Here is a 24,435-nt window from a genome sequence, read left to right on the forward strand (position 1 = left end):
CATGACACTCACCATTCTGGACGGCGGCATGGGTCAGGAATTGCTGCGCCGCTCGGCTTTTCCGGCGCATCCGATGTGGTCGGCCAAAGTCCTGATGGATGAACCTGAAATCGTGCAAGCGGTGCATGAAGATTTCATCAGGGCCGGGGCGCAGGTTATCACGTTGAACAATTATTCAGCGACGCCTGAACGGCTGGCGCGGGATGGCAAGTCCGACTGGTTCGAACCCTTACAGGCCAAGGCGATTGCATTGGCCAAGGCAGCGCGGGACAGCGTTGATCCTTTCGTCAAAATTGGCGGGTGTCTGCCGCCGCTGCGCGCTTCCTACCGCCCCGATCTATCGCCGCATTTTGACGATAACCTGCGCCGTTACCGCGCGATTGTAGCGGTGCAAAAGGACCACGTGGATCTGATGCAATGCGAAACCATGTCCTCTATCGCAGAAGCCACGGCGGCCTGTGTGGCTTCGGTGGAAAGTGGTTTGCCTGTTTGGTTGGGCCTGTCTGTGGCGGATGATGCCAGCAACACCCTGCGTTCCGGCGAGCCGTTGGAGCAGGTGCTTGAGGCGGTCAAAGATTTGGGTGCGGCGGCTATTTTGCTGAACTGCTCGGCTCCAGAGGCGATCAGCGCCGCCCTGCCAGTGGTCGCGCAAACCGGCCTGCGATTTGGCGCTTATGCCAATGGGTTCACTTCAATCACAGCCCTGCAACCGGGCGGAACTGTAGATGGTTTAAGCGCCCGAACCGATCTTGGCCCACAGGAATACGCCGATTTCGCCAGCGTTTGGGTCGACCAAGGTGCCACCATCATAGGGGGCTGCTGCGAAGTTGGCCCCGCCCATATTGCCGAACTCAGCCAGAGGTTTGCCCGATGAAACTGCCAAAATCTGCCATTAAAACCATTGAAATGTGGCGTCTGGGATTTGTCGCCACGGTCACGGCGGGCGGGCGGCCCAATGTCTCGCCCAAGGGGACGTTTGTGGTACTGGACGACCAGACCATCGCCTTTGGTGAAATCCGCTCGCCCCAGACCATCACAAATCTGGCGAATATGCCTGAATTAGAGGTGAACTTTGTCGATCAATTCACCCGCAAAGGCGTGCGCATCCGGGGCGAGGCGCAAATGGTGCGCCGTGGCACGGATGAATTTGCAGCATTGATCGGCCATTGGGAAACCCTGTGGGGCGACTTGGCTGCGCGGATCAATGTGATCGTAAAAATCCCTGTGAGCGAGGCAAAACCCCTGACCACGCCGCCTTATGACGACGGGGCAACCGAAGCCGAAATGATCGCCACCTATAAAACCAAATTCGCGGAGTTTTACCCATGAGCAACGTACCAGAACACGCCCGTGTGGTGATTGTCGGCGGGGGGGTGATCGGCTGTTCGGTGGCCTATCACCTGACAAAACTGGGCTGGAAAGACGTGGTTCTGCTGGAACGCAAGCAGTTGACCAGCGGCACCACTTGGCACGCGGCGGGGTTGATCGCGCAGTTGCGGGCCACGGCAAATATGACCCGTTTGGCGAAATATTCACAGGAGCTTTATGGCAATCTGGAAGCCGAAACAGGCGTTGCCACGGGGTTCAAACGGGTGGGGTCGATCACCGTGGCCCTGACCGAGGAACGCCGCGAGGAAATCTTTCGTCAGGCCAGTATGGCGCGGGCCTTCGGGGTGGAGGTCGAGGAAATTTCCCCCGCCGAGGTAAAGGCAAAATACGAACATTTGAACGTGGGCGATGTGACAGCGGGTGTTTGGTTGCCGCTGGACGGGCAGGGCGATCCGGCCAATATCGCGCTGGCGCTGGCCAAAGGTGCGCGCAACGGCGGGGCCAAGGTAATTGAACGCACCAAAGTCACGGGACTATCCAAACAGGGCCGCAGGGTGACGGGTGTTGATTGGGTGGCCGAGGACGGCGACAGCGGTCATATCAAAGCGGATATGGTGGTGAATTGCGGCGGTATGTGGGGTCATGAAATCGGCCGAATGGCGGGGGTCAACGTGCCGCTACACGCCTGTGAACATTTCTACATTGTGACCGAGCCGATTGCGGGTCTGACCCAAATGCCCGTGCTGCGGGTGCCCGATGAATGCGCCTATTACAAGGAAGATGCCGGAAAATATCTGCTGGGCGCGTTTGAGCCGAATTCAAAGCCTTGGGGGATGAAAGGCATCCCTGACAGTTTTGAATTTGATCAACTGCCCGAGGATTTCGATCATTTTGAACCAATTCTAGAGGCCGCCTGTGCGCGGGTTCCCCTGCTGGCAGAGGCAGGGATTCACACGTTCTTTAACGGCCCTGAATCCTTTACACCCGATGACGCCTATCACTTGGGTCTGGCCCCTGAAATGGATAACGTCTGGGTCGCGGCGGGGTTCAATTCTATCGGGATTCAATCCGCTGGCGGGGCGGGCATGGCGCTGGCCCAGTGGATGGATGCGGGGCAAAAACCCTTTGATCTGGGCGATGTAGACATCAGCCGGATGCAGCCGTTTCAAGGCAATAAAACCTATCTGTTTGAACGGTCCAAAGAAACGCTGGGGCTGCTCTATGCAGATCATTTCCCCTTTCGCCAAAAGGCCACAGCACGGGGTGTGCGGCGCACGCCGTTCCATCATCACCTGTTAGAACAAGGCGCTGTTATGGGAGAATTGGCAGGGTGGGAACGGGCCAACTGGTTCGCCAATGAAGGCCAGAAAGCGGAATACGAGTATTCGTGGAAACGGCAGAACTGGTTTGAATGTTCCGCAGCGGAACATCGGGCAGTACGCGAAAACGTCGGCATGTATGACATGTCTTCTTTCGGCAAAATTCGCGTCGAAGGGCCGGATGCCGAGGCGTTTTTGAACTATATTGGCGGCGGGGATTATTCTGTTCCGGTGGGCAAAATTGTCTACACGCAATTCCTGAACCAAAGCGCTGGGATCGAAGCTGACGTAACAGTCACGCGCCTGTCGGAAACCGTCTATCTGGTGGTCACCCCTGCGGCCACGCGGCTGGCAGATCAGACATGGATGGAACGCAACCGCGGTGAATTCCGCGTGGTGATCACCGATGTGACAGCAGGCGAAGGCGTGCTGGCGGTGATGGGGCCAAACAGCCGCGCGCTGCTGGAAAAAGTCTCGCCCAATGATTTTTCCAATGCTGTGAACCCCTTTGGCACGGCGCAAGATATTGAGTTGGGCATGGGGCTGGCGCGGGTGCACCGCGTGACCTATGTGGGCGAGTTGGGCTGGGAGATTTACGTGTCTTCCGATATGGCGGGTCATGCCTTTGAAACCCTACACGCGGCAGGGCAGGACATGGGGCTAAAGCTGTGCGGCATGCATATGATGGACAGTTGCCGCCTTGAAAAAGGCTTTCGCCATTTCGGTCATGACATCACCTGTGAAGACCACGTGCTGGAAGCGGGGCTTGGGTTTGCCGTTAAAACCGCCAAGCCTGATTTCATCGGCCGCGATGCAGTGTTGCGCAAGAAAGAGGCGGGGCTGGACCGGCGCATGGTGCAATTCCACCTGCAAGACCCCGAACCGCTGCTCTATCACAATGAACCCGTGATCCGTGATGGTGAAATCGTCGGATTCCTGTCGTCGGGCAGCTATGGTCACACCTTGGGGGCGGCCATCGGCATGGGTTATGTGCCGTGCAAAGGCGAAACGCTGGATCAGGTTTTGGCCTCAGCCTATGAAATCGAAGTCGCAGGCGTACGTTTCGCCGCCGAGGCCAGCACGCGGCCTTGGTATGATCCCAAAGGGGAGCGGGCCAAAGCGTAACCGTATCAAAACGGGCATCCTGCAATCGGGGTGCCTGCGGATCTGCTATACGATCAGGTCGTCAGCCAGCGCATCAATCGTCGTGTCGCGGATTGTCAGCGCAGTGCGGGCGGGGAATTTCAGGACCACATCATCGCCGTTCTGTATAGCACGGTCTAGGGCTTCTTGAACCGAGCCGAAACCGAAGCCGGACAGGTCGATGCTGTCTTTGTCATCTTCGAAATCCAGAATCGTGTCGCGGCCGAAATCGGGTGCAAAGACAAAGGCATCCGCGCCATTCCCCCCTTCAAGCTTATCCTTGCCGCCGTCACCGGACAGCCTGTCTTTGCCAGCCCCGCCAATCAGCTTGTCGTGACCTGCGCCGCCAAACAGACGGTCCGCGCCATTGCCGCCGTCAAGTTGATCGCGGCCACCAAGCCCGAACAGCCTGTCATCGGCGCCATTGCCTTTCAGCGTATTTTTACCATCCGTGCCGGTCAGTTTGTCCTTGCCCTTGGCAGAGCCTTCCAGCTTTTCGAATCCGGTGACACTATCCCCTTTTGCCCCGCGCCCTGTATTCCCTGTTGTCAGGTTCACTGTCACGCCACGGGCGGTTTCATATGACAGGGTATCTACCCCGTCACCGCCATCAAAGCTGTCTTTGCCAGCGCCCGCAAAGACGAAATCCTTGCCAGCCCCTGCATCCACTGTGTCATTGCCAAAGCCGTCGTAGATACGGTCGTTGCCTTCCTTCGTGCGGATCACATCATTGCCGCCTTTGGCGATGACGATGTCGTTGATGTCCCGCCCTAAAAGCCACTCGCCGCTGTTTGTGCCGGTCTGCTCTACCGCGCGGTATTGGCCGACCCAACGGGCCTGCAAATCCGTGGTTCCATAAAGGATCTGGGTGGCTTCGATATCAAAGGTGCCCAGGGTGGTGGTCGAGCGGGAACGGTCGTAGGACATCACAGTGTAAATACCGCTGTCATAGATATCATCAATGACCGGATCGCCCTCAAACGGGTGTTTCAATCCGATGGCATGGCCGATCTCGTGGATCAGGATTGAATACCCCCGAATACCAGGTGCCATGGAATTTGCATCCGCTTGATAAAAGTTGGCGTTCAGGAAAATATCGCCGCCAATATTGCGATGGGTGTTTTCCAGCAGCCAAGCGTCATCGACAAATTCAGTGTATCGGTATTGCGGATAATAGCCCCAGCCGGACACTTGATTGCCGACCGAATTCTCATAGCCCGTCATATCGAACATCGCCAGTTGAATGTCGCCGCCGATCTTTTCCGGCACCCGCACAAAATCTATCCCCGAGGCATTGCCCCAAGTGGTCAGCGCCTGTTCGATATAGGTGATATGGCTGTCCGAGAACCCTGCGAAACCGGGTTTGTCAGGGGTGTCATAGCTGTTTTGTTTGCTGGGAAAACTATAGGTCACGACGACCGAAGTCCCAAGCGGTGCCTCTAGATTCCAACGGTTGGTGATATCTGTGCCGAGCAAGGCAAGAACTTCGTCTGAAATGTTCATAATTTCCCCATAAAACGATAAACAACGGGCAAAAGCTAATGGGGCCATGCCTGTGAATCAACCGTTTTATGGGGTAACAAAGGGTGCAGCGGTCAGCTTAGGGCTTTGCGGAATTCCAGAAAACGGGCGTCGGTCTGGACCCGCTGCATCATGGCATCTTTCAGCGCGCCGATGGATTTATAGGGGCGCATGACCACCTCAAAATTGGCAATCAGTCCGTCATCGTCCAGCGTCAGCAGATCGACGCCTACAGCGTCCAGATCGCCGATCTTGCATTGAAATTCCAATGCCCAGTCCTTGCCCTCGCCCATGACGCGGCGGTATTTGAAATCCTGAAACACCTGCCCCACATGGCCCAGAACAGCGGCAACGGGTTCTTTGCCGGTCCATGTGGCGAAATAGGTGGGCGGGCGGAATTCGACGGTGTCGGCCAGAATGGTCAGCAGCCCTGCTTCATCCCCTTTGCTGGCGACTTTTTTGAACGTTTCGATGGTCGGGTGCATGGTGATCTCCTCCGTTTGGGGCAGCTTGGGGGGATAATTGGGTTCGGGCAAGACTGACCTTGCGCAACTTTCCCTTTTGCGCGGCAGGTTGTAAGGCGGGGCATGCGCCCGCCTTTTACATATGCCCCGCCCACAGCCCCGATTGCGGTTCTATACCGCGACGATGATCTGCTGTTTGTGGATAAACCCGCAGGGCTGCTGTCTGTGCCGGGCCGCCTGCTGGAACACCGCGATTGCCTGCTGACCCGTTTGCAAGGTGACGACCCCGCCGTGCTGCTGGTGCATCGGTTGGATATGGACACATCGGGTGTGATGGTATTTGCCAGAACGCCAGCGGCACAAAAGACGTTGAACTGGCAGTTTGAACAGCGCAGCACCCGCAAGACCTATCTGGCCGAGGTGACGGGCCACCCCGCCTGTAACAGCGGCACGGTCACGGCCCCTTTGATGCGGGACTGGCCGAACCGTCCGCTGCAAAAGATCGACGCGGCGGGCAAGCCTTCGCAGACCGACTGGCGGGTGATCCGCCGTGCGGCAGAGACCAGTTTTGTGGAACTGACCCCGATCACGGGGCGCAGTCACCAGTTGCGGGTGCATATGGCGGGGATCGGCCATGCCATTGTCGGCGATTTGTTCTACGCCGATGCGGCGGTTGCGGGCCTGTCGGATCGCCTGCACCTGCACGCCGCCGAACTGACCTGTGTACATCCTGAAACGCAACAGCCGTTGACGGTCACAGCGCCTTGCGATTTTATCGCCCCCTGACTTGATGCCAGCGGGCGGCGGGGGTAGGTCTGTTGCCAAAGGAGACCACCCCATGAGCCACGCCCCGATTGATCCCGTAAAACTGACCGCAGACCTGATAAAATGCGCCTCGGTCACCCCGATAGAAGGCGGCGCTTTGGTGCTGCTGGAGTCTGTACTAACAGAGGCAGGATTTACCTGCACACGGGTGGATCGCGGCGAGGTTTCAAACCTGTTCGCCCGCTGGGGGCAGGGTGCAAACGGGCGCACCTTCGGGTTTAACGGCCATACAGATGTGGTGCCTGTGGGGGATGTGGCTGCTTGGACGGTTGATCCGTTCGGCGCGGAAATCAAGGACGGGTATCTGTACGGGCGGGGGGCAACGGATATGAAATCTGGCGTTGCGGCCTTTGCGGCGGCAGCGATTGATTTTGTGCGTGAAACACCCCCTGACGGGTCAATCGTGCTGGCGATCACCGGCGATGAAGAAGGCGTGGCCCATGACGGAACCGTGGCCCTGCTGGACTGGATGGACGCACAGGGCGAGCGGATGGATCACTGTCTGGTGGGTGAACCAACCTGCCCGAATGAAATGGGCGAGATGATGAAAATCGGGCGGCGCGGGTCCATGTCTGCGTTTTTCACCGCAACGGGCGTGCAGGGCCATTCCGCCTATCCGCACCGCGCCAAAAATCCGCTGCCCGCGATGGCGCAACTGATGGCGACTTTGGCGGCCCATTCGTTGGATGAAGGCACCGAACATTTCGACCCCACGACTCTTGCGGTGACTACGATTGATACGGGCAATCCCGCCAATAACGTGATCCCCGCCCAATGCCGCGCCACGGTGAATATCCGCTTTAATGATACGTGGACGTCAACCGCCCTGACCAACTGGTTAACGCGCGAGATGGAAGGCGTTTCCAGCCTGTTCGACATCGAATTTGATATGAAAACCCAAGTCTCGGGCGAAAGCTTTTTCACCCCGCCGGGCGAGTTGTCGGCCTTGATCGCCAAATCGGTAAAGGCGGAAACAGGGGTGGAACCTGAACTGTCCACATCGGGGGGCACATCAGACGCGCGGTTTGTCAAAAGCCACTGCCCTGTGGTGGAATTCGGCCTTGTGGGCAAAACCATGCACCAAGTGGATGAACGGGTAGACGTGGCGCAAATCGGCCAGTTGAAATCCATCTACACCCGCATCCTGACGGATTATTTCGCCTGATGCTGATCGTTGAAACCAGCCAAGACCTCGCCACCTGCCTGTCCCTGCGCCGCACCGTGTTTATCGAGGAACAAAACGTCCCCGAGGCCGAGGAAATAGACGGCAAAGACGCCGAAGCGGTCCATATCCTTGCCCGCCAAGGCAAAACCCCTGTGGGCTGCGCACGGGTGATCGGCTTTGGCACCACGGCCAAAATCGGCCGCGTCTGTGTGCTGCCTGAATTTCGCGGCAAGGCGGTGGGCGTCGCCATACTCGACGCCTGTCATGACGCGGCGCGCGCCACAGGGGCCACGCGGGTGATCCTTGGGGCGCAGACGCAGGCTGTGTCGTTTTACGAACGTTTGGGCTATGCGGCATACGGCGATGTGTTTGACGATGCAGGCATTCCCCACCGCATGATGGAGCGGGGCCTGTGACGCCGCAACTGTACATCATGGTAAAAGAACCCCATCCGGGGCGTGTGAAAACCCGCCTTGGCGCAGACATCGGCCACACCCGCGCCGCATGGTGGTTTCGCCATCAAACCCGCCGCCTGATCCGTCGGCTGTCGGCTGATCCGCGCTGGCATACGGTGTTGGCGGTGGCGCCAGATCATGAAGGTTTGAACAGCCGTATCTGGCCAGAAAATGTGCCGCGACAGGCGCAGGGGCGGGGTGATCTGGGGGATCGCATGGCGCGGATCTTGCGCAATGCGCCCAAAGGTCCGGTGCTGATTATCGGTGCGGATATTCCAGACATTCGCCCCCAACATATCGCGCAGGCCTTTAAGGCGCTGGGCAATCATGACGCGGTGATTGGCCCTGCACCGGACGGGGGCTATTGGCTGATCGGGCTGAAAAACACCTGCGCCGTGCCGCGCCAGTTGTTTGATAACGTGCGGTGGAGCAGTGAATTTGCCCGCGCTGATACGTTAAACACATTGGGTGGCCTGTCCTGCGCCTTGTTGCAAAATCTGCGTGATGTAGACACCGCCGCAGACCTTTAAAACATAGCTTATCTGCCTTGATTTTTTGCCAATGACCTTTCCCGCGGCCCGTGGTATCGGGGGGCATGAAACAATTACCAACCAAAGAACAGGTCCTTGACTGGATCAAAGACAACCCCGGCAAATCGGCCAAGCGGGACGTGGCGCGGGCTTTTGGCATCAAAGGCAGCGACCGGATCGAGCTGAAGCGGATTCTGAAAGAATTGACCGCCGAGGGTCATCTGGAAAAGAAGAAACGCAGCTACACAGGTGCGGGCGAATTGCCCCCTGTGTCGGTGATGATGGTTCTGCCCCCCGACGCCAACGGCGATCTGATGGCCAAACCGCTGGAATGGAGCGGCGAGGGCGAAGGCCCGCGTGCCCTGATCCTGCCCAAAAAAGGCGATCCGGCCCTTGGTGCAAACGATCAGGTTTTGCTGCGGCTGTCCCCGTCAAGTGACCCTGATTTCAAATACGAAGCACGGCTGATCCGCCGTATCGGGTCTGGCCCGCAACGGGTGCTGGGGATTTACCGTATCGGCTCTGAAGGGGGCCGCTTGGTGCCTGTGGACAAGAAAGCCGATCGCGAATTTATCGTCCCTAGCGGGGAAGCTGGCGGTGCCAAAGACGGCGAATTGGTCGAGGCCGAACAGATCGGCAAACAGCGTCACGCGGGGCTGGCCAAGGCGCGGATTGTGGAACGGCTGGGCGATCCGATGGCGCCAAAGTCGATTTCCCTGATCGCAATTCATCAACACGGAATTCCCGATCATTTCCCTGACGATGTGGTGCTGGAGGCTGAATCTGCCAAGCCTGTGGCGTTGGGCACACGCACCGATCTGCGCGATCTGCCGCTGTTCACCATCGACCCGTCAGATGCCCGCGACCACGATGACGCTATCTGTGCGATTCCCGATGAAGACCCCAAAAATGAAGGCGGCCACATTGTCTGGGTCGCCATCGCAGATGTGGCCCATTACGTGCGCTCCGGCTCTGAACTGGACCGCGAGGCACGCAAGCGGGGCAACTCCAGCTATTTCCCTGACCGTGTTGTGCCGATGCTGCCCGATGCTTTGTCCGGCGATCTGTGTTCCCTGCACGAAGGCGTGGATCGCGCCTGTCTGGCGGTGCGCATCGTGCTGAACTCCGCAGGTAAACGGCTGCACCATGAATTCCATCGTGGGCTGATGCGCTCGCCTGCGTCTTTGTCGTATGAACAGGCGCAAGCCGCCCATGAGGGGCGCTATGACAGCGCGACCGAACCGCTTGCAGGTCCGATCAAAGACCTGTTTGCGGCCTATGCCAGCGCCAGCAAGGCACGTAATGAACGCCAACCCCTGAACCTCGACCTGCCAGAACGCCAGATCGTGTTGTCGGATGAAGGTGTCGTCACCAGCGTGGCGTTCCGTGATCGTTTCGACGCCCATAAACTGGTCGAAGAATTCATGGTCACAGCCAATGTTTGCGCGGCCGAAACGCTGGAACAGAAACAGCGCCCGTTTCTGTACCGCGTCCACGAAGAACCCTCGCCCGAAAAGCTGGAAGCCCTGCGCGAAACCGCAGATAGTGTCGGCTTGCAACTGGCCAAAGGGCAGGTGTTGAAAACCGCCCATCTGAACAAATTGCTGAATGCCGCAGCTGGCACCGAGGACGCCGAGGTCATCAACCTGACCGTGCTGCGGTCCATGACGCAGGCCTATTACGGCACGGTTAATTTCGGGCATTTCGGGCTAAACCTGAAACGCTACGCCCATTTCACCTCGCCCATTCGCCGCTACGCCGACCTGATCGTACACCGCGCGTTGATCTCGGCCCATGGCTGGGGTGATGATGGGCTGCGGGTTGAGGATATGGACGCGCTGAAAGACACGGGCGAGTGGATTTCCCAGACCGAACGGCGTTCGATGCTGGCCGAACGGGACACAACAGATCGCTATCTGGCGGCTTTCCTGTCCGAACGGGTGGGCAATGAATTTTCAGGCCGTGTGTCTGGCATCGCCCGCTTTGGCCTGTTTGTGAAACTGGACGAAAGCGGGGCGGACGGGATGATCCCGCTGTCGTCACTCGGGCGGGAATATTGGGTTTATAATGACGAGTCTAAATCCCTGACCGGGGATCGTTCAGGCCGCGTCATCACCCTTGGGATGCCGGCAACCGTGCGTCTGGCCGAAGCCACGCCGATCACGGGTGGGCTGTTGCTGGAACTGATCGAAGTGGGCGGAAAACCCATGCCCAAAGGCGATAGCGGGCGGCGTACCTCGACCAAGAAACGCAAATTTGTCAAAAGCCGGAAGCGCAAAAGATAACACCTACGCGCGGCTTCTTTAGAGCTTAAATACCTCCCGCGCGGAGCGCTTCTGACATCTATTCGGTTAAAACCAGCCGCAATATCAACGTGGTGGCAGCAATGGCAGACAGGCCCAACGCATAAGGCCGCAAGGTTCGCCGTTCCATATGTTTGGCCAGCGGCATGGATATGGACAGTCCCAGTACAATGGCAGGAATAAGCGAAAGGGCAAAGATCAGATGCCGCCCTGTCACCAGCCCTTGCCACGCCAGCGCCAGCACAGACACACACATCCCCCAAAAGAAAAACGCGTTCTGCATGGCACGGGCGCGTTTGGCGGGTTCGTGTTGATACAGCAGCGCCATAGGCGGCGCACCAACTGCGGTGATTGTGCCCATCAACCCTGCCGTGATGCCTGCCAGCAGCAGGGACAGGGGGCGGATTTTAACCCGAAGGCCAGACAGGCTTAACGCGATTCCTGCCAGCACCACCAACCCCGTCAGCCCCGCAATCAGGGAAACATCCGTAATTCGCGCCGCAACCATAGCCGCCAAAACGGCCCCAAGGGCGCGGCCAAAGAAACCGGGGATAATCTCGGCTTTGTCGATGGCCGAAATATCCACCGCGGTAGAGGTCAAGCCCACGGAAATCCCCAGCAGTAGCAGGCCAGCGGGCAGGAATTGCGGGGCCACCAGCGCGATCAACGGGGCCGCGACAATGCCAAAGGCTTGTCCCGACAGGCGTTGCACGCCAGACGATAAAGTGACGGCGCAAAAACAGGCGAACCAGGTGGCAAGGCTGATATCAAGCGAGGCAAACAGGTCAGTCATAGGTGGAAATCTCAATCAGGTTTTGGTCAGGATCGCGCAGATACAGCGAGGTGATTTTTCCGCGCGCGCCTGTGCGGGGTACAGGGCCTTGTTCAATTTCAATCCCTTCACGATCCAGATGCGCCACCCACTCTGTCAACGGAGATTGGGTCAGCAGACACAGGTCGGCAGTGCCGGGCAGCGGTGTCATTGCATGGGGGCGGTAAGGACCATCCGCAGGGTGCAGGTTGATCTTATGGGGGCCGAATTTCAGCGCGCGGCGGGTTGATCCGTCGGCCACAATAAACGGGTCATCCGTCATGCCAAGGGCGCGGGTATAAAAACCAACACTTGCGTCGATATTTTGAACAGTCAGAACCAGATGGTCCAGTCCTGTCAGGCTTGGTTTTGGCATGATCCCCCGCGTTTTCGTTAATCCCCCTCTTGCCTATACCTATTGAAACGGGCGAAGAATAGGCCATGAACGCACTTGGTAGAACCGCTGAAATTTCCGATCTGCTTGACCCCGCACGTGCGGTGGCAATGCAGGCCACGCTTGATTTGTCAGGGCCAGCCCTTGGCGCGGGCGATCCGTTGCCCCCGTTCTGGCATTACATCTATTTCTGGGATGCGCTGCGCCCTGCGGGATTGGGCCGTGACGGGCATCCGCGTACGGGGGATTTCATTCCCAATCTGGGTCTGCCACGCCGCATGTGGGCGGGCGGTGCGTTGCAATTTCATGCGCCGATCCTGCTGGGTACATCCGCGACCAAAGTTACTAAAATCATTGATGTTTCGGAAAAACAGGCGCGCAGCGGGCGGCTGGCGGTTGTGACCTTGCAGCATCAAGTCCTGCAAAGCGGTCAGGTGTGTTTAAGCGAGGATCAGTCGTTGCTTTACCGCGAAGAAGCCACTGCCGATGCGCCAAAACCCGTGCCACCCACCGCGCCCACGGATGAAACGGTCAGGCAAAGCCGCAGCTTTTCCGCCACCGATTTGTTCCGCTATTCGGCGCTGACCTTCAACGGCCACCGCATTCATTATGACCGCGATTATGCCATGCAGGTCGAAGGCTACGCGGGTTTGATCGTCCACGGCCCGATCCTTGCGCAAATGTTGGTTAATCTGGGCCAAAGCCTGTTGGGAGAGCTGAAAACGTTTTCGTTTCGCGCCACATCCCCGCTGTTTGACTTTGAAGAGGCTACTTTCTGCGCCCGCCCTGACGGGGAGGGGTTGAAACTTTGGGCACGTGGACCGGACGGGCGCATGTGCATGTCGGCAGAGGCCAGTTAGACGGGGCGCTAACCCCCATCCATATGCCACCCCACGGTGAAGCTTTCGGGAATGTCGAAGGGTTCGTCACGGATCATCCGCGCCATCACATCCCCCAGACTATGGGCAAGGCTAAAGCCGATCTTGAACGCGCCCATCACCGCATAAACCCCATCCAGTTCGGGGATGGCCCCCACCATCGGATCGCGCCGTCGGGCCTTGGGGCGCAAGCCCGCCCAGCGTTGTAAAACGGGGGCGTCTTGCAGGGCTGGCACCAAGTGGCGGGCTTGGCTGATTACTGTGTCCAGTTGCCCGTCGGTTTGCAGATCAGCCCATGTGGTTTCCGATGTTGACCCCACTGCCACAGTGCCGTTGGCATGAGGGATCACATAGACCCCGCCCGCATAGATTTGCGGCTGTCCTGTCAGATCGGCATCCAACAGCGCAGCCTGACCCTTTACGCCAGTGACGGGGTGCAGCGGCACATAAGGGTCGATCAGGGCAAAGCCTGCGGCACCTGCGGACATAATAACGGCATCGGCGCTGGCTTGCCCCCACGGGCCGCTGATCCGGCGGGATTGCACCGCGTCAACGGGGTGGTTTTCGTGGATTGTTACGCCAAGCGCTGTGCAGGCTTTGGCCAGCGACGCGGCGGCCTGGGCGGGGAAGATCCGCGCGGATAAAGTATCGTGTACCACGCCAAACGGGGCTGCATCTGCTGCAATCACATCAGGGCGGGGTTGCAAGGTCCAGTGGTATTTTCTACCCCAAAGGTCTTTGGATTCCGCTGCGCGGGCTTGGGCTAGTTCCAGTGCCCGTTCGGTTTGTATGGGTTGCAGCCGCCCGATGCGGCCATAACCCGAAGTCTGCCCAGACAGGCGATCCACATCGCCCCAAAAGCCTGCTGCACTGTCCAGTGAGTCCAGTTGGAACTGCTTTTTCGGGGTCCAAAGGTCTGGCACCAAAGGGGCAAGTGCGCCGACGATGCCGCCGCTGGCCCCGCACCCCACAAGGCCCGCGTCATAGACCGTGACACTGTCGCCGCGCGCAGCGCAAGCATAGGCGCTGGCCAATCCCCATATTCCAGCCCCGACCACGATTACCTGCATTGCGGCTTCCTTTCGTTACGCGCCTGACCTAAAGCAATCCGTTATGAGCGACCAGAATGAATATGCACAGCTGGACTGGCGGGACGGTAAAATCCCCGTGGCGCGGCGGTTTGACGACCCGTATTTTTCACTTGATGACGGGATTGCCGAAACGGGGCATGTGTTTCTGGCGGGCAACGATCTGCCGACGCGGTTTGCGGCGGGTTTTCGGATTGCGGAACTGGGGTTCGGGACGGGATTGAACCTGCTGTGCGCTTGGAAGGCATGGGAGGAGGCAGGACAGACAACCCCCTTGCAGTTCACCAGCTTTGAAGCGTTTCCCATGGCCCCCGAAGACATCACCAAAGCCCAATCCGCATGGCCAGAATTACAGGACTACGCCGCGCGGTTTGCACAGCTTTGGCACGGGGCAGCGGGGATTCTGGATGCGCCGACCCTGTCAGTGCGGGTGATCTATGGTGATGCACGGCAGACTTTGCCAAATTGGGCAGGGCAGGCGGATGCGTGGTTTCTGGACGGGTTTTCCCCTGCCAAAAACCCCGAGATGTGGGGGGCGGATTTAATGGCGCAAGTGGCAAGCCATACTGCAAATGGCGGCAGCTTTGCCACTTATACCGCCGCGGGCCATGTGCGTCGGGCCTTGGCATCGGCAGGATTTCAGGTCACAAGGGGCGCGGGGTTCGGCCGCAAGCGGCATATGTCCCGCGGGTTCCTTGAAATCGGATAAGACCATGACAAAAGACAATCCGCGCGCGGGTATTTGGCTGATGGTGGCGGCAACTTTTGTGTTTGCCGCACAGGACGGCATTTCGCGCCATCTGGCCGAAAGCTATAATATTTTCCTGATCGTCATGATCCGCTATTGGTTCTTTTTGCTGTTTGTTCTGGCCCTGTCGCGCATGCGCACAGGCAGCCTGCTAGAGGTCGCCCGCACCGAACAGCCTGTATTCCAGTTTATGCGCGGTGTGTTGCTGGCGTTTGAAATTCTGGTGACGATCCTGTCCTTCACCCTGCTGGGTCTGATCGAGGCACATGCCATTTTCGCGGTCTATCCGCTGTTGATCGCCGCCATGTCAGGCCCCTTCCTGAAAGAGCAAGTGGGCTGGCGGCGTTGGGCGGCGATTGGCATTGGATTTGTCGGTATGCTGATCATTCTGCAACCCGGCTTCAAAGTGTTCTCGATCCAGTCGCTGGTGTCATTGTTCGGGGCGTTTCTATTTGCGATCTATCACCTGATGACCCGCATGGCCGCGGCCAAAGACAGTGCCGAGACCAGCTTTTTCTGGACGGCCATCGGCGGTTTTGTGGTGATGACGGCCATTGGTCCGTTCTTTTGGGAGCCGATGATCCCCACCGATCAAATCTGGATGGCGGTGCTGTGTGTGACGGGGGCTTTGGGGCATTATTTGCTGATCAAAGCCTATGAAATGGCGCAGGCCAGTGTGGTGCAGCCGTTCGCATTTTTGCAACTGGTGTTTATTTCATTCATCGGGGTTTTGATTTTTCACGAAAGCCTGCCTGCATCCACCGCCATTGGCGCGGTTGTGATTGTGTCTGCGGGGATATTCACCTTGTGGCGGGAACAAAAAGCCCGCCGTGCGGCGCTGAAAGCTAGCCGCCAATAAGGTCTTTGCTCAGGCGCAGGGGTTTGACCGTGCCACTAAGGCGCATGCGATAGACGAACAGGGATTCACTGACCCGCATCACGTAATCGCGGGTTTCGCGATAGGGGATTTGTTCGATCCAGTCGATCTGGTCGATGCTGCCGTCACGGGGATCGCCGTAGTCTTTGATCCAACGATCCGCGCGGTTCGGGCCAGCGTTATAGGCCGCAAAGGCCAGAATGAACGACCCGTCATACCGATCCAGCAAGCCAGCCAGATAAGCAGTGCCAAGCTGGGCGTTATACTGCCAGTCGGATGTCAGGCGGTTTTTGGAATAGTCTACGTCGATTTCTTTGGCCACTTGTTGTGCGGTTGCGGGCATGACCTGCATCAAACCACGAGCGCCTACCGGGGACACAGCCTCGGGGTTCAGCTCGCTTTCGCGTCGCGCGATGGCCATGGCGACCTCGGGGGCGACGGGGCCTGAAAACGCGGCCAGATCGGTGACGGGGAAATAGGCGCTAGGCAGGATGATGCCACGGGCGGCGGCCTCTTTTGCGATGGCAATTGCCACATAGGGGCGGTCCAGATCCAGCGCCAGCTGCGCCAGTTGGGCGCTTTCCGTTTCAGTGGTGGTTTCCGCCACATGGGACAGGAACCAGCGCATCAGATATTGGGAATCCGCTTGGTGTAGCAAAATGCCTGCCCGCACGGGGCCAGTTTGTGCCAATGCGCTGCCGCGCCAATCGGGGGCGGGGGTCAGGCCAACCAATTGCATGTCAGGTTCCGCGCCGATCCGTTCTGCCGACAATTGGCCGTAAAAGCTGGTCTGGTTCTGGGCACCCTGACGAAAGAAATCCGCAGCGGCGTCGAAGTCTTTCATCGCCTCGGCTGCGCGGCCCTGCCAATAGCCCGCACGCCCCAGACTGACGGGGGTTTGCACCGCATCAAAGTGGTTCTTGAAATGGATCGCGGCCTGTTCGGGCGCATCCAGCTTTGCCAGTGCGATATACCCCGCGACCCATTCCAGATCGGCGTAATCTGCGCCCTCGGTTAATCCGTGCTGGCTGGCCAGCCAGTAAGCCTGATCAAAGTCGCCCATTCGCATGGCGCGCCGCGCATAGGTGCGGCGGCGGTTGGCCCATTTTTCGGGGCGACCCAGATTTTTCACATCAGCAGATTGTTCGGCCAACAGGGCTTGGGCGTCGTCCCAGCGGGATTTTTTGACCCGCCAGATAAAGCGGTCATAGGCCAGCCCGCCATCCATACGCAGTTTGGCAGGCACTCCATTGATCGCCGCATCCACGCCGTTTTCAGAGTTTTGCAGGGCGATACGGGCCTTGGCCAGTTTCTGCAAATCGCCGGACACCAGCGGAATCATCCGCGCGGCTGCTGTTGTGCTGCCGTTCCACAACAGCATGTCCAGTCGGGCTGGGTGATGGGCGGATAGGCTGTCTTTGTACTGGTTCAGCAGAGCGGTTTCTTCGGCTTCGGACAGGGTCATTGTTGTCCATGCGCGGGCGGCTTCAGCCTGGGCATTTTTGGGTTGGCCAAGTTGGGACAGGGCCGCTGCAAGCCGCAGGGAACCGGTTCCGGTTTGGGGGGGCTGTGGTGCGAAATAGGCGAATACGTCGGATGGTTTTGCGTCTGTGGGGATAGTATCCTCGCCCTGTTCACGCAGGCTTTGCAGGCCGGGCCAGTCCAGATGGCTGTTGATGAAGCTGACGTAATCCGTCCAGTCGCCATTGCCGCGCCGCAGCCGCTGCCATGTCACCAGATCGCGGCCTGCGGGATCGGTAATGTCACGGATGTATTGGTCTGTTGCCTCCCAGTCACGGGCGGTGATGGCCACAAAAGCCGCCGCAATCCGGTCGCTGTCAGTCTGGTCTTGTGCCACAGCAGGCTGTGACGCCGCCCAAACCCAAGACGTTACCGCCAAAACAAACAAAACCCGCATCAAACAACCCCAATTTTGCGACAAACTTAGCGCACAGATACAGTATTTCAATCACTCGGCGTTGCAATTCAATTTTTCGTCGTTCCGTTTCGCTGGTTTCCCTGCTAATTGGACCCGACTCAAACCAACCCCTACCGGAGGCCAAGCCATGTTTAAAGGTTCCTATGTCGCGCTTATCACCCCGTTTATTGACGGTAAGGTGGACGATAAGGCGCTGAAAAACCTGGTCGAATGGCACATTGCCGAGGGCACGCACGGGCTGGTTCCTGTGGGCACAACAGGCGAAAGCCCGACCCTGACCCATATAGAGCATGAACATGTGATCAAAGTTGTGGTGGAAACCGCGGCGGGTCGTGTGCCTGTGATTGCAGGTGCGGGATCGAACAACACCGCCGAGGCCCTGCGTTTTACCCAATACGCCAAAGACATCGGCGCGGATGGTGCGCTGGTGGTGACGCCCTATTACAACAAGCCCACGCAACGCGGGTTGATCGCCCATTTCGAAGCGGTGAATGAAGTCGGCCTGCCGATCATCATCTATAACATCCCGCCGCGCAGTGTGATTGACATGGTGCCTGAAACCATGGGCCAACTGGCTAAGCTGGAATTCATCGTGGGTGTCAAAGACGCCACTGCCGATCTGTCTCGGGTTTGTGCGCAGCGGATTCATTGCGGCACGGATTTCATCCAGATGTCAGGCGAAGACGGCACCGCCCACGGGTTCAACGCCCAAGGCGGGGTTGGCTGTATTTCGGTCACAGCCAATGTGGCCCCGAAACTATGTGCGCAACTGCAAGAAGCGACACTGGCTGGTGATTACGCCACTGCTTTGCAGATTCAGGACAAACTGATGCCGCTGCACAATGCGGTCTTTACCGAGCCGGGCCTTGTGGGCGCGAAATACGGCACGTCCCGGCTGGGGCATTGCACGCCGGATGTGCGCCTGCCGCTGACGCCTTTGCTGGATGAAACCAAGGCAAAGATGGATGCAGCCATGCGGTTCGCCGGGCTGATCAGCTAAACCATGCAGACACCCACATATGACATACACCTTGTATGTGGGTGCACTGGCGCGGGCAAATCCACTTATTCTTTCCGTCTGGCCGAAGACCTGCGTGCGGTGCGTTTTGCCATTGATGAATGGATGCAGCGTTTGCACAATGCCGACAAACCGGCCGAGTTGCGGTTTGAATGGTTCTATGAGCGGGTCCAACGCAATTGTTTGCAAATGCGCAAGATGGCGGAACAGCTGGTGCCCCTTGGGGTGCCTGTGATCTTTGACTGTGGCCTGACCAACAGTTATGAGCGGGGAATTTTTGAAAACTGGGCGCAAGAGCATGGTTTTTCCACGCAATTACACTATGTTGATGTTCCAACCGAAATACGCTGGCAGCGGGTGCTACGGCGCAACGCCGAACAGGCTGAAACCTTTCAATTCGAAGTCACCCGTGAAATGTTCGATGGCATAAACGCCATGTGGGAGCCCCCCAGCGCAGAAGAAATGCACCGGCTTCACGGTGTCAGGATAACAGAGTAATGGCCGCCAAGAAGAAAGCCGATCCAAATAACAAAGTCGTCGCGGAAAACCGCCGCGCGCGCTATGATTATGCCGTCGAAGATACTGTCGAATGCGGTATGATCCTGCTTGGATCAGAGGTGAAATCCCTGCGGCTGGGCGCGGCCAATATCGCCGAAAGCTATGCCACGGTGGAAGACGGGGAATTGTGGCTGGTGAACAGCGCTATCCAGCCCTATGCGCAGGCCAAGACCTTTAACCACGAAGAACGCCGCCGCCGCAAATTGCTGGCGTCAAAGCGCGAACTGGCGAAGATGTGGCAGAACATCGGGCGTCAGGGTATGACCCTTGTGCCGTTGAAGCTGTATTTCAACGATAAGGGCATGGCAAAGCTGTTGATTGGCATCGCCAAGGGCAAACGTCAGGCTGACAAGCGCGAGACTGAAAAGAAACGCGATTGGCAAAAGCAGAAGTCCCGCCTGTTGCGGGACAATGGCTAGGGCGCGACCCTAGCTGCCCCGATTGTGGGTTTTTGCGTATAATTTGGCGACCTTTGTGCTGGCGGTTTTTTCGCACAGGCACGGGATGATCGCATGCACCAGTGCCGCGCCTGCTGCGACGAACAAAGTTGCGGAAAACCGCAGGGCAAAGGCAAAATGCTCTGTGTAGGTTTCGTCTACGGCGGCAGGATGGTCGGTGAAGATTTTTGCGATCATGGGGTCGGCTCCTTTTTTATCAGGATAGCGGCTGGGGTGCGGGCTGTTGTCCCAAGTTTTATGAGTTTTTGGGTTTTGTGGGAAAAATTTCCCGCATAATTCTATTATTGTTTGAAATTTTCCACACAAACATCATCCAAGCAGCTCAAACCTTGCGATAAATACGGCGTGCGTTCACAATCCGGCTTACTGCGCTGTGGTCATTTTATGCACTTGTGCCGCAAAACAGCGCTTGGCAAATGCGGGGGACTGTTTTCTTATGCAAAGCCAACACTTGAAACCTGCCGCAGGCAACGATAATCCCAAGATAACAGCGCAAAGGTAACTTTATGGCCCATAGTGATCAATCAACCATCGTATCAACCGATTGGCTGGCGCAGCATCTGGATGCGCCTGATTTGCGGATTCTGGATGCAACGACCTATTTGCCGGGTGATCCTCGGGACGCCAAGGCGAACTATGAAGCGGCGCATATTCCAGGTGCGCGGTTCTTTGATATCGACGATGTGTCCGACAGCAATTCTGACCTGCCCCATATGGCACCGCCCACTGAAAAATTCATGTCTCGTATGCGGGCTTTGGGGGTTGGCGATGGGCACCGCGTGGTTGTGTATGACAGCGAAGGCCTGTTTTCGGCGGCCCGCGTCTGGTGGTTGTTCCGCCACATGGGTCAGATGGATGTGGCTGTGCTGGATGGGGGCTTGCCGAAATGGCTGGCCGAGGGGCGTCCGATCGAGGACCTGCCGCCGTTTATCCGTGATCGCCACATGACTGCACGGCGCAACGCCACATTGGTGCGCGATGTGACACAAGTGGCTTTGGCCTCTAAATTGGATCAAGCAGAAATCGTTGACGCCCGCGCCGCCGAGCGTTTTCGGGGTGAGGTTGCCGAGCCGCGCAAGGGCCTGCGGGCTGGCCATATCCCGAATTCCAAAAACGTTCCGTTCAAAACCCTGTTGAACGCGGATCATACCCTGAAAACCCCTGATGCCCTGCGCGCGACCTTTGAAGACGCGGGCGTTGACCTGAAACGGCCTGTGATCACCACTTGCGGGTCTGGCGTGACAGCGGCGGTTTTGTCGCTGGCGCTAGAGATCATCGGCCACCGTGACCATTCGCTTTATGACGGATCATGGGCCGAATGGGGCAGTTACGACGATTTGAAAGTAGAACAGGGCTAAGGCCCACTTAAGGACAGCAGATGCTAGAGAACCTGACACAACAACCGCCTGACAAAATCATCATGCTTAGCGGCATGTTCCGCGCGGATGAGCGGCCTGAAAAGATCGACCTTGGCGTTGGCGTTTATAAAGACGCAAACGGCAACACGCCGATCATGCGGGCGGTGAAAAAGGCTGAACAACTGTTGTGGGACGCCGAGACCACCAAAAGCTACACCGCGCTGATCGGTGATGGGGGCTTTCACAAGGTGATGGCCGATCTGGTTCTGGGTGATACTGTTGCGGCCGAACGTCTGTCTTTTGCCCATGCGCCGGGGGGAACAGGGGCTATTCGTCAGATTCTGGAGCTGATCAAAGTGGCTTCGCCCCACGCGACGATCTGGATGTCTGATCCGACTTGGCCAAACCACCCTGCGATGGTCAAAGGTGTGGGGATTCCGATGAAAACCTATGCTTATCTGGATGACGAAACCCGTACTGTGGATTTCGCGGGTATGATGGCGGATTTGGGTCAGGTGAATGCGGGCGATGTGGTTATTCTGCATGGTTGCTGTCACAACCCGACGGGCGCTAACCTGAACCAGACCCAATGGCAGCAGGTTGCGGATCTGTTGCTGGAACGGGGTGCGATCCCGTTTGTGGATATCGCCTATCAGGGCTTTGGTGATGGTCTGGTTGCGGATGCCTACGGCGTGCGTCTGCTGGCGCAAAAATTCCCCGAACTGTTGATTTCGGCCAGTTGCTCCAAGAATTTTGGTATCTACCGTGAACGCTGCGGTCTGGTGATTGCAGTGTCCAAAGATGCCGCAGGCAGTGCGCTGACCCAAGGCATGTTGTCGAGCCTGAACCGTCTGAATTTTAGCTTTCCACCCGATCACGGGGCGCGGCTGGTGACGATGGTTCTGAACGATCCTGAATTGCGGGCCGATTGGGAAGCGGAACTGGAAGAGGTGCGCAACAGCATGTTGGGCCTGCGTCAAAAGCTGGCTGATGCGTTGCGGACGGAAACCGGATCGGATCGTTACGGGTTTATCGCGGAACACCGCGGCATGTTTTCCCGTTTGGGGCTGTCCGAAGAACAGGTTGCCAAACTGCGCGAGGATCACGCGATCTATATGATTGGGGACAGCCGGTTCAACGTGGCGGGACTGTCGGATAAAGTGATCCCGATCCTTGCCAAGGCGATTGTTGCTGTGGGCGGCTGAACCTAGACGCCATAAAGTTTTTGAATGACCGCGCAGGCCCTGTCTGCGCGGTCTTCTTTTTGGGCGTCGGTTAATTCGGGAATCACACCGATGACGCGCTGGATTTGGGTGTCTCCGATAAGCAGCGCAATGAAAATTGCTGCGATTTCCGCAGGATCGCTGCGTTGCAGCATTTGCCGTTCCATCCCGCTGGCAATCAGCTTTCCGACCAAGGGTGCGATGGTGTCTTTGCCCCCTTGCGCGATTGCAGGACCAAGGGTGCCTGTGTGATAGACATCCCCCGCCGCTGCGCGGTTCAGGGCAATGGCCCTGCGACTGGTGACCAGATCCAGCAGTTGCGGCCCCAGCAGGCGAAGTTCTTCGATCGTGTCGCCATCTGTTTGAATTGATTGTTCTATTTGTGCTTTAACGGCGGCCGCATTTGCGGTCACAAGGCTGGCGAACAGGGTTTGTTTATTGCCATACCAGCGATACAAAGTTTCATTGGAGCATCCCGCCCGCTTGGCAATATCAAGCATGGACGCCCCTTTATATCCCTTTTCTTGCAATACGGCATAGGCCGCGTCTTCGATCCGTTCGCGGCGGTGTTTTTGCTTGTCGGTTTCCATAAAATGCTCCTGCGCTTGACAGGTATCGTAAAGAAATGTACGAAATTAGGCAATCCGTAAAGTTTTGTACAGAAAGGATTTGGGATGATCATGTTGTTACGCGCAGGCATTCTGTTTGTGCTGCTGTTGATGGGCACATTGGCGGGGTTCTTTTTCTCGTTTTCTTTTGTCACCATGCCGGGCTTGGATCAGACCAACGCAATTGCCGCGATTGAGTCCATGCAGGGTATCAACCGCGCGGTGCGCAATGCGGTGTTCTTTGTGCCGTTCTTCCTGACGCCGGTCTTTGCCGTGGGTTTTGCAGCGCTTGGGTTTTGGGTGGGGGCCAAACGATCCGCGATTTATCTTGGGGCGGCGGCGCTGATCTATCTAGTGGGCGGTTTTGCCCTGACGGTCGGCTATCATATTCCGATGAACGAGGCCCTGGCGCTGGTGGATGCCCGTGCGTTGGGGCAGGGGGCCGATCAGGTCTGGCAGACCTATTCCCGCGACTGGACGCCGCTGAACACAGTGCGGATGCTGGTGTGTTTACTGGCTATGATCCCGATCACGTTGGCGCTTTATGATACCAAGGATTGAACCGCGACCGCGTTCAACACTTTCGGAGCGGGCACGCTGATCAACCGTTCGGGGCTAAGGTCGGCACCGCTTAGCAGCCAGTTTTCCACAATGCGCGTGCCCATTGTATACCCGAGCCAACGCGGGCGGGTGCCCGAGCCGGAAAACCATTCGCCGTGGTCGAATTTCGGGGACATCATCGAACGCTGGTCGGGCCATTGTGCGGACAATTGGTCATCGTCAAAGGCGCAGTCCCAGGGTTCAAGCGGGCTGTCAAACACCAGCCGCACAAATTGCCCAGCCAGACCCTCGCTGACCATGGCGCCGCCAAGAGTAAACCCATAGCCCGGCCCCGCAGCGCGCATGGCGCGGTGGGCGGTGTTGACCATCTGGCGCTGCACCAGACCTGAGGTCAGGGTCCGTGTGAAATTTTCGTTATAAGGGTCGAAAATCAACGTGGCGAGGTTGGCGCGCGTCACATTTGCAGACATGCCCGTTTCCGGCACCACGGTTTCATTGCCCCGCTCAATCAGGACATCCATTTCCGAAGGGCGCACAAAAGGGGACATGGCGTGATAGGCGTCATTGATCTGTCCGGTGATCCGGTCTTTCCACGCGCTGAGATCGCCCGTGGCATCCAGCCAATGTAAGGTCCAATTGCCCACCTTATGTCCTTAACCTTGTGTTACTGGCCCCATCATAACGGATACAGCGACTCTGCCAAGGGCGGGCTGCCCCAAAATTGCCTTAATTCCTTTCCCAATAGTCTGCTTGCCAAGTCGCCTTCAAAGCGGTATCCCCCGCCAGCCCCAATAAAGGGGCAAAAGTGTCCGCTACCTTTTCAAAACGGAGAAAAATGTGTCTCGTGGTCTTATCCTTGGCG

At 57.7% G+C, this 24,435-nt stretch carries 26 protein-coding genes; 17 read left to right on the plus strand and 9 right to left on the minus strand.

Annotated features, from left to right (window positions below; genetic code table 11):
* Window position 1: 1 nt before the first annotated feature.
* Genes GGE09_RS21630 through GGE09_RS21640 form a run of 3 tightly spaced genes read left to right on the plus strand, consistent with a single transcriptional unit; the run spans window position 2 to window position 3,773 of the window.
* Entirely contained in the window at window positions 2–874 is an 873-nt protein-coding gene (locus GGE09_RS21630) for a homocysteine S-methyltransferase family protein (RefSeq protein ID WP_309748199.1), read from the plus strand.
* Window positions 871–1,329 carry a pyridoxamine 5'-phosphate oxidase family protein gene (locus GGE09_RS21635; protein WP_309748200.1) on the plus strand — a complete coding sequence of 153 codons (459 nt, stop codon included), beginning with the start codon at window positions 871–873 and terminating at the stop codon, window positions 1,327–1,329. The genes GGE09_RS21630 and GGE09_RS21635 overlap by 4 nt, the downstream gene beginning before the upstream one ends.
* Complete coding sequence (locus GGE09_RS21640; RefSeq protein WP_309748201.1) at window positions 1,326–3,773, plus strand: FAD-dependent oxidoreductase; 2,448 nt, start codon at window positions 1,326–1,328, stop codon at window positions 3,771–3,773. Before GGE09_RS21635 ends, GGE09_RS21640 begins: the two co-directional genes overlap by 4 nt.
* Before the next feature lie 45 nt (window positions 3,774–3,818).
* Here GGE09_RS21640 and GGE09_RS21645 read toward each other — a convergent pair whose 3' ends face one another.
* Window positions 3,819–5,294, minus strand: a complete 1,476-nt coding sequence (locus GGE09_RS21645; protein ID WP_309748202.1) for a matrixin family metalloprotease — start codon at window positions 5,292–5,294, stop codon at window positions 3,819–3,821.
* A 92-nt stretch (window positions 5,295–5,386) separates the two neighbouring features.
* On the minus strand, window positions 5,387–5,797 hold the full coding sequence (locus GGE09_RS21650) for a nuclear transport factor 2 family protein (protein ID WP_309748203.1): 411 nt from the start codon (window positions 5,795–5,797) through the stop codon (window positions 5,387–5,389).
* A gap of 102 nt (window positions 5,798–5,899) precedes the next feature.
* On the opposite strand from GGE09_RS21650, the gene GGE09_RS21655 reads away from it, so the two are divergent.
* The 5 genes from GGE09_RS21655 to rnr all read left to right on the plus strand — a co-directional run bounded on the left by GGE09_RS21655 (window position 5,900) and on the right by rnr (window position 11,036).
* Window positions 5,900–6,562, plus strand: a complete 663-nt coding sequence (locus tag GGE09_RS21655) for an RluA family pseudouridine synthase (protein ID WP_309748204.1) — start codon at window positions 5,900–5,902, stop codon at window positions 6,560–6,562.
* A 52-nt stretch (window positions 6,563–6,614) separates the two neighbouring features.
* Complete coding sequence (gene dapE / locus GGE09_RS21660; protein WP_309748205.1) at window positions 6,615–7,766, plus strand: succinyl-diaminopimelate desuccinylase; 1,152 nt, start codon at window positions 6,615–6,617, stop codon at window positions 7,764–7,766.
* The gene (locus tag GGE09_RS21665; protein WP_309748206.1) at window positions 7,766–8,182 is read left to right on the plus strand and encodes a GNAT family N-acetyltransferase; all 417 of its coding nucleotides are present in this window, start codon (window positions 7,766–7,768) and stop codon (window positions 8,180–8,182) included. Before dapE ends, GGE09_RS21665 begins: the two co-directional genes overlap by 1 nt.
* On the plus strand, window positions 8,179–8,751 hold the full coding sequence (locus GGE09_RS21670) for a TIGR04282 family arsenosugar biosynthesis glycosyltransferase (protein ID WP_309748207.1): 573 nt from the start codon (window positions 8,179–8,181) through the stop codon (window positions 8,749–8,751). The genes GGE09_RS21665 and GGE09_RS21670 overlap by 4 nt, the downstream gene beginning before the upstream one ends.
* A gap of 65 nt (window positions 8,752–8,816) precedes the next feature.
* Window positions 8,817–11,036, plus strand: a complete 2,220-nt coding sequence (gene rnr, locus GGE09_RS21675) for a ribonuclease R (RefSeq protein ID WP_309748208.1) — start codon at window positions 8,817–8,819, stop codon at window positions 11,034–11,036.
* A 58-nt stretch (window positions 11,037–11,094) separates the two neighbouring features.
* Here the strand turns inward: rnr and GGE09_RS21680 are convergent, their stop codons facing one another.
* Together GGE09_RS21680 and GGE09_RS21685 are read right to left on the minus strand one after the other, a co-directional pair.
* Window positions 11,095–11,847 (minus strand): sulfite exporter TauE/SafE family protein, encoded by a 753-nt coding sequence (locus GGE09_RS21680; protein ID WP_309748209.1) that lies wholly within the window; start codon window positions 11,845–11,847, stop codon window positions 11,095–11,097.
* Window positions 11,840–12,241 carry a VOC family protein gene (locus tag GGE09_RS21685; protein ID WP_309748210.1) on the minus strand — a complete coding sequence of 134 codons (402 nt, stop codon included), beginning with the start codon at window positions 12,239–12,241 and terminating at the stop codon, window positions 11,840–11,842. Before GGE09_RS21685 ends, GGE09_RS21680 begins: the two co-directional genes overlap by 8 nt.
* A gap of 65 nt (window positions 12,242–12,306) precedes the next feature.
* On the opposite strand from GGE09_RS21685, the gene GGE09_RS21690 reads away from it, so the two are divergent.
* A complete protein-coding gene (locus GGE09_RS21690; protein ID WP_309748211.1) occupies window positions 12,307–13,119 on the plus strand; it encodes an acyl dehydratase in 813 nt (270 codons plus the stop codon).
* 8 nt (window positions 13,120–13,127) lie between these two features.
* On the opposite strand, the gene GGE09_RS21695 is transcribed toward GGE09_RS21690, so the two are convergent.
* Window positions 13,128–14,207: an FAD-dependent oxidoreductase gene (locus tag GGE09_RS21695; protein ID WP_309748212.1), complete on the minus strand. Its 1,080-nt coding sequence runs from the start codon at window positions 14,205–14,207 to the stop codon at window positions 13,128–13,130.
* Between the two features lie 43 nt (window positions 14,208–14,250).
* Between GGE09_RS21695 and mnmD the strand changes: the two genes are divergently transcribed.
* Both mnmD and GGE09_RS21705 read left to right on the plus strand, forming a co-directional pair.
* Window positions 14,251–14,934 (plus strand): tRNA (5-methylaminomethyl-2-thiouridine)(34)-methyltransferase MnmD, encoded by a 684-nt coding sequence (mnmD, locus tag GGE09_RS21700; RefSeq protein ID WP_309748214.1) that lies wholly within the window; start codon window positions 14,251–14,253, stop codon window positions 14,932–14,934.
* Between the two features lie 4 nt (window positions 14,935–14,938).
* A complete protein-coding gene (locus GGE09_RS21705) occupies window positions 14,939–15,832 on the plus strand; it encodes a DMT family transporter (protein ID WP_309748215.1) in 894 nt (297 codons plus the stop codon).
* Here GGE09_RS21705 and GGE09_RS21710 read toward each other — a convergent pair.
* The gene (locus tag GGE09_RS21710; protein WP_309748216.1) at window positions 15,819–17,768 is read right to left on the minus strand and encodes a lytic transglycosylase domain-containing protein; all 1,950 of its coding nucleotides are present in this window, start codon (window positions 17,766–17,768) and stop codon (window positions 15,819–15,821) included. The genes GGE09_RS21705 and GGE09_RS21710 overlap by 14 nt on opposite strands.
* A gap of 148 nt (window positions 17,769–17,916) precedes the next feature.
* On the opposite strand from GGE09_RS21710, the gene dapA reads away from it, so the two are divergent.
* Genes dapA through smpB form a run of 3 tightly spaced genes read left to right on the plus strand, consistent with a single transcriptional unit; the run spans window position 17,917 to window position 19,784 of the window.
* The gene (dapA, locus tag GGE09_RS21715; RefSeq protein WP_309748217.1) at window positions 17,917–18,789 is read left to right on the plus strand and encodes a 4-hydroxy-tetrahydrodipicolinate synthase; all 873 of its coding nucleotides are present in this window, start codon (window positions 17,917–17,919) and stop codon (window positions 18,787–18,789) included.
* Window positions 18,790–18,792: 3 nt separating this feature from the next.
* Window positions 18,793–19,305 carry an ATP-binding protein gene (locus GGE09_RS21720; RefSeq protein WP_309748218.1) on the plus strand — a complete coding sequence of 171 codons (513 nt, stop codon included), beginning with the start codon at window positions 18,793–18,795 and terminating at the stop codon, window positions 19,303–19,305.
* Window positions 19,305–19,784, plus strand: coding sequence for an SsrA-binding protein SmpB (gene smpB / locus GGE09_RS21725; RefSeq protein ID WP_309748219.1), 480 nt, complete (start codon window positions 19,305–19,307; stop codon window positions 19,782–19,784). The genes GGE09_RS21720 and smpB overlap by 1 nt, the downstream gene beginning before the upstream one ends.
* A gap of 9 nt (window positions 19,785–19,793) precedes the next feature.
* Here the strand turns inward: smpB and GGE09_RS21730 are convergent, their stop codons facing one another.
* Entirely contained in the window at window positions 19,794–20,000 is a 207-nt protein-coding gene (locus GGE09_RS21730; RefSeq protein WP_309748220.1) for a DUF6356 family protein, read from the minus strand.
* A 329-nt stretch (window positions 20,001–20,329) separates the two neighbouring features.
* Between GGE09_RS21730 and sseA the strand changes: the two genes are divergently transcribed.
* The gene (gene sseA / locus GGE09_RS21735; protein WP_309748221.1) at window positions 20,330–21,181 is read left to right on the plus strand and encodes a 3-mercaptopyruvate sulfurtransferase; all 852 of its coding nucleotides are present in this window, start codon (window positions 20,330–20,332) and stop codon (window positions 21,179–21,181) included.
* Window positions 21,182–21,201: 20 nt separating this feature from the next.
* A complete protein-coding gene (locus GGE09_RS21740) occupies window positions 21,202–22,386 on the plus strand; it encodes an amino acid aminotransferase (RefSeq protein ID WP_309748222.1) in 1,185 nt (394 codons plus the stop codon).
* 2 nt (window positions 22,387–22,388) lie between these two features.
* Here the strand turns inward: GGE09_RS21740 and GGE09_RS21745 are convergent, their stop codons facing one another.
* Window positions 22,389–22,994, minus strand: coding sequence for a TetR/AcrR family transcriptional regulator (locus GGE09_RS21745; protein WP_309748223.1), 606 nt, complete (start codon window positions 22,992–22,994; stop codon window positions 22,389–22,391).
* Between the two features lie 84 nt (window positions 22,995–23,078).
* On the opposite strand from GGE09_RS21745, the gene GGE09_RS21750 reads away from it, so the two are divergent.
* The gene (locus tag GGE09_RS21750; RefSeq protein ID WP_309748225.1) at window positions 23,079–23,573 is read left to right on the plus strand and encodes an anthrone oxygenase family protein; all 495 of its coding nucleotides are present in this window, start codon (window positions 23,079–23,081) and stop codon (window positions 23,571–23,573) included.
* Here GGE09_RS21750 and GGE09_RS21755 read toward each other — a convergent pair.
* Entirely contained in the window at window positions 23,555–24,217 is a 663-nt protein-coding gene (locus tag GGE09_RS21755) for a DUF2268 domain-containing putative Zn-dependent protease (RefSeq protein WP_309748226.1), read from the minus strand. The genes GGE09_RS21750 and GGE09_RS21755 overlap by 19 nt on opposite strands.
* Window positions 24,218–24,435: the final 218 nt, after the last annotated feature.

Source organism: Roseobacter sp. N2S, from assembly GCF_031454055.1.
Lineage (GTDB): Bacteria > Pseudomonadota > Alphaproteobacteria > Rhodobacterales > Rhodobacteraceae > Amylibacter.

Bases quoted from the DNA above. Each gene is read 5' to 3' on its own strand.
- GGE09_RS21630 (WP_309748199.1), top strand. From the start codon at position 2: ATGACACTCACCATTCTGGACGGCGGCATGGGTCAGGAATTGCTGCGC.
- GGE09_RS21635 (WP_309748200.1), top strand. From the start codon at position 871: ATGAAACTGCCAAAATCTGCCATTAAAACCATTGAAATGTGGCGTCTG.
- GGE09_RS21640 (WP_309748201.1), top strand. From the start codon at position 1,326: ATGAGCAACGTACCAGAACACGCCCGTGTGGTGATTGTCGGCGGGGGG.
- GGE09_RS21645 (WP_309748202.1), bottom strand. From the start codon at position 5,294: ATGAACATTTCAGACGAAGTTCTTGCCTTGCTCGGCACAGATATCACC.
- GGE09_RS21650 (WP_309748203.1), bottom strand. From the start codon at position 5,797: ATGCACCCGACCATCGAAACGTTCAAAAAAGTCGCCAGCAAAGGGGAT.
- GGE09_RS21655 (WP_309748204.1), top strand. From the start codon at position 5,900: ATGCGCCCGCCTTTTACATATGCCCCGCCCACAGCCCCGATTGCGGTT.
- dapE (WP_309748205.1), top strand. From the start codon at position 6,615: ATGAGCCACGCCCCGATTGATCCCGTAAAACTGACCGCAGACCTGATA.
- GGE09_RS21665 (WP_309748206.1), top strand. From the start codon at position 7,766: ATGCTGATCGTTGAAACCAGCCAAGACCTCGCCACCTGCCTGTCCCTG.
- rnr (WP_309748208.1), top strand. From the start codon at position 8,817: ATGAAACAATTACCAACCAAAGAACAGGTCCTTGACTGGATCAAAGAC.
- GGE09_RS21680 (WP_309748209.1), bottom strand. From the start codon at position 11,847: ATGACTGACCTGTTTGCCTCGCTTGATATCAGCCTTGCCACCTGGTTC.
- GGE09_RS21685 (WP_309748210.1), bottom strand. From the start codon at position 12,241: ATGCCAAAACCAAGCCTGACAGGACTGGACCATCTGGTTCTGACTGTT.
- GGE09_RS21690 (WP_309748211.1), top strand. From the start codon at position 12,307: ATGAACGCACTTGGTAGAACCGCTGAAATTTCCGATCTGCTTGACCCC.
- GGE09_RS21695 (WP_309748212.1), bottom strand. From the start codon at position 14,207: ATGCAGGTAATCGTGGTCGGGGCTGGAATATGGGGATTGGCCAGCGCC.
- mnmD (WP_309748214.1), top strand. From the start codon at position 14,251: ATGAGCGACCAGAATGAATATGCACAGCTGGACTGGCGGGACGGTAAA.
- GGE09_RS21705 (WP_309748215.1), top strand. From the start codon at position 14,939: ATGACAAAAGACAATCCGCGCGCGGGTATTTGGCTGATGGTGGCGGCA.
- GGE09_RS21710 (WP_309748216.1), bottom strand. From the start codon at position 17,768: ATGCGGGTTTTGTTTGTTTTGGCGGTAACGTCTTGGGTTTGGGCGGCG.
- dapA (WP_309748217.1), top strand. From the start codon at position 17,917: ATGTTTAAAGGTTCCTATGTCGCGCTTATCACCCCGTTTATTGACGGT.
- GGE09_RS21720 (WP_309748218.1), top strand. From the start codon at position 18,793: ATGCAGACACCCACATATGACATACACCTTGTATGTGGGTGCACTGGC.
- smpB (WP_309748219.1), top strand. From the start codon at position 19,305: ATGGCCGCCAAGAAGAAAGCCGATCCAAATAACAAAGTCGTCGCGGAA.
- GGE09_RS21730 (WP_309748220.1), bottom strand. From the start codon at position 20,000: ATGATCGCAAAAATCTTCACCGACCATCCTGCCGCCGTAGACGAAACC.
- sseA (WP_309748221.1), top strand. From the start codon at position 20,330: ATGGCCCATAGTGATCAATCAACCATCGTATCAACCGATTGGCTGGCG.
- GGE09_RS21740 (WP_309748222.1), top strand. From the start codon at position 21,202: ATGCTAGAGAACCTGACACAACAACCGCCTGACAAAATCATCATGCTT.
- GGE09_RS21745 (WP_309748223.1), bottom strand. From the start codon at position 22,994: ATGGAAACCGACAAGCAAAAACACCGCCGCGAACGGATCGAAGACGCG.
- GGE09_RS21750 (WP_309748225.1), top strand. From the start codon at position 23,079: ATGATCATGTTGTTACGCGCAGGCATTCTGTTTGTGCTGCTGTTGATG.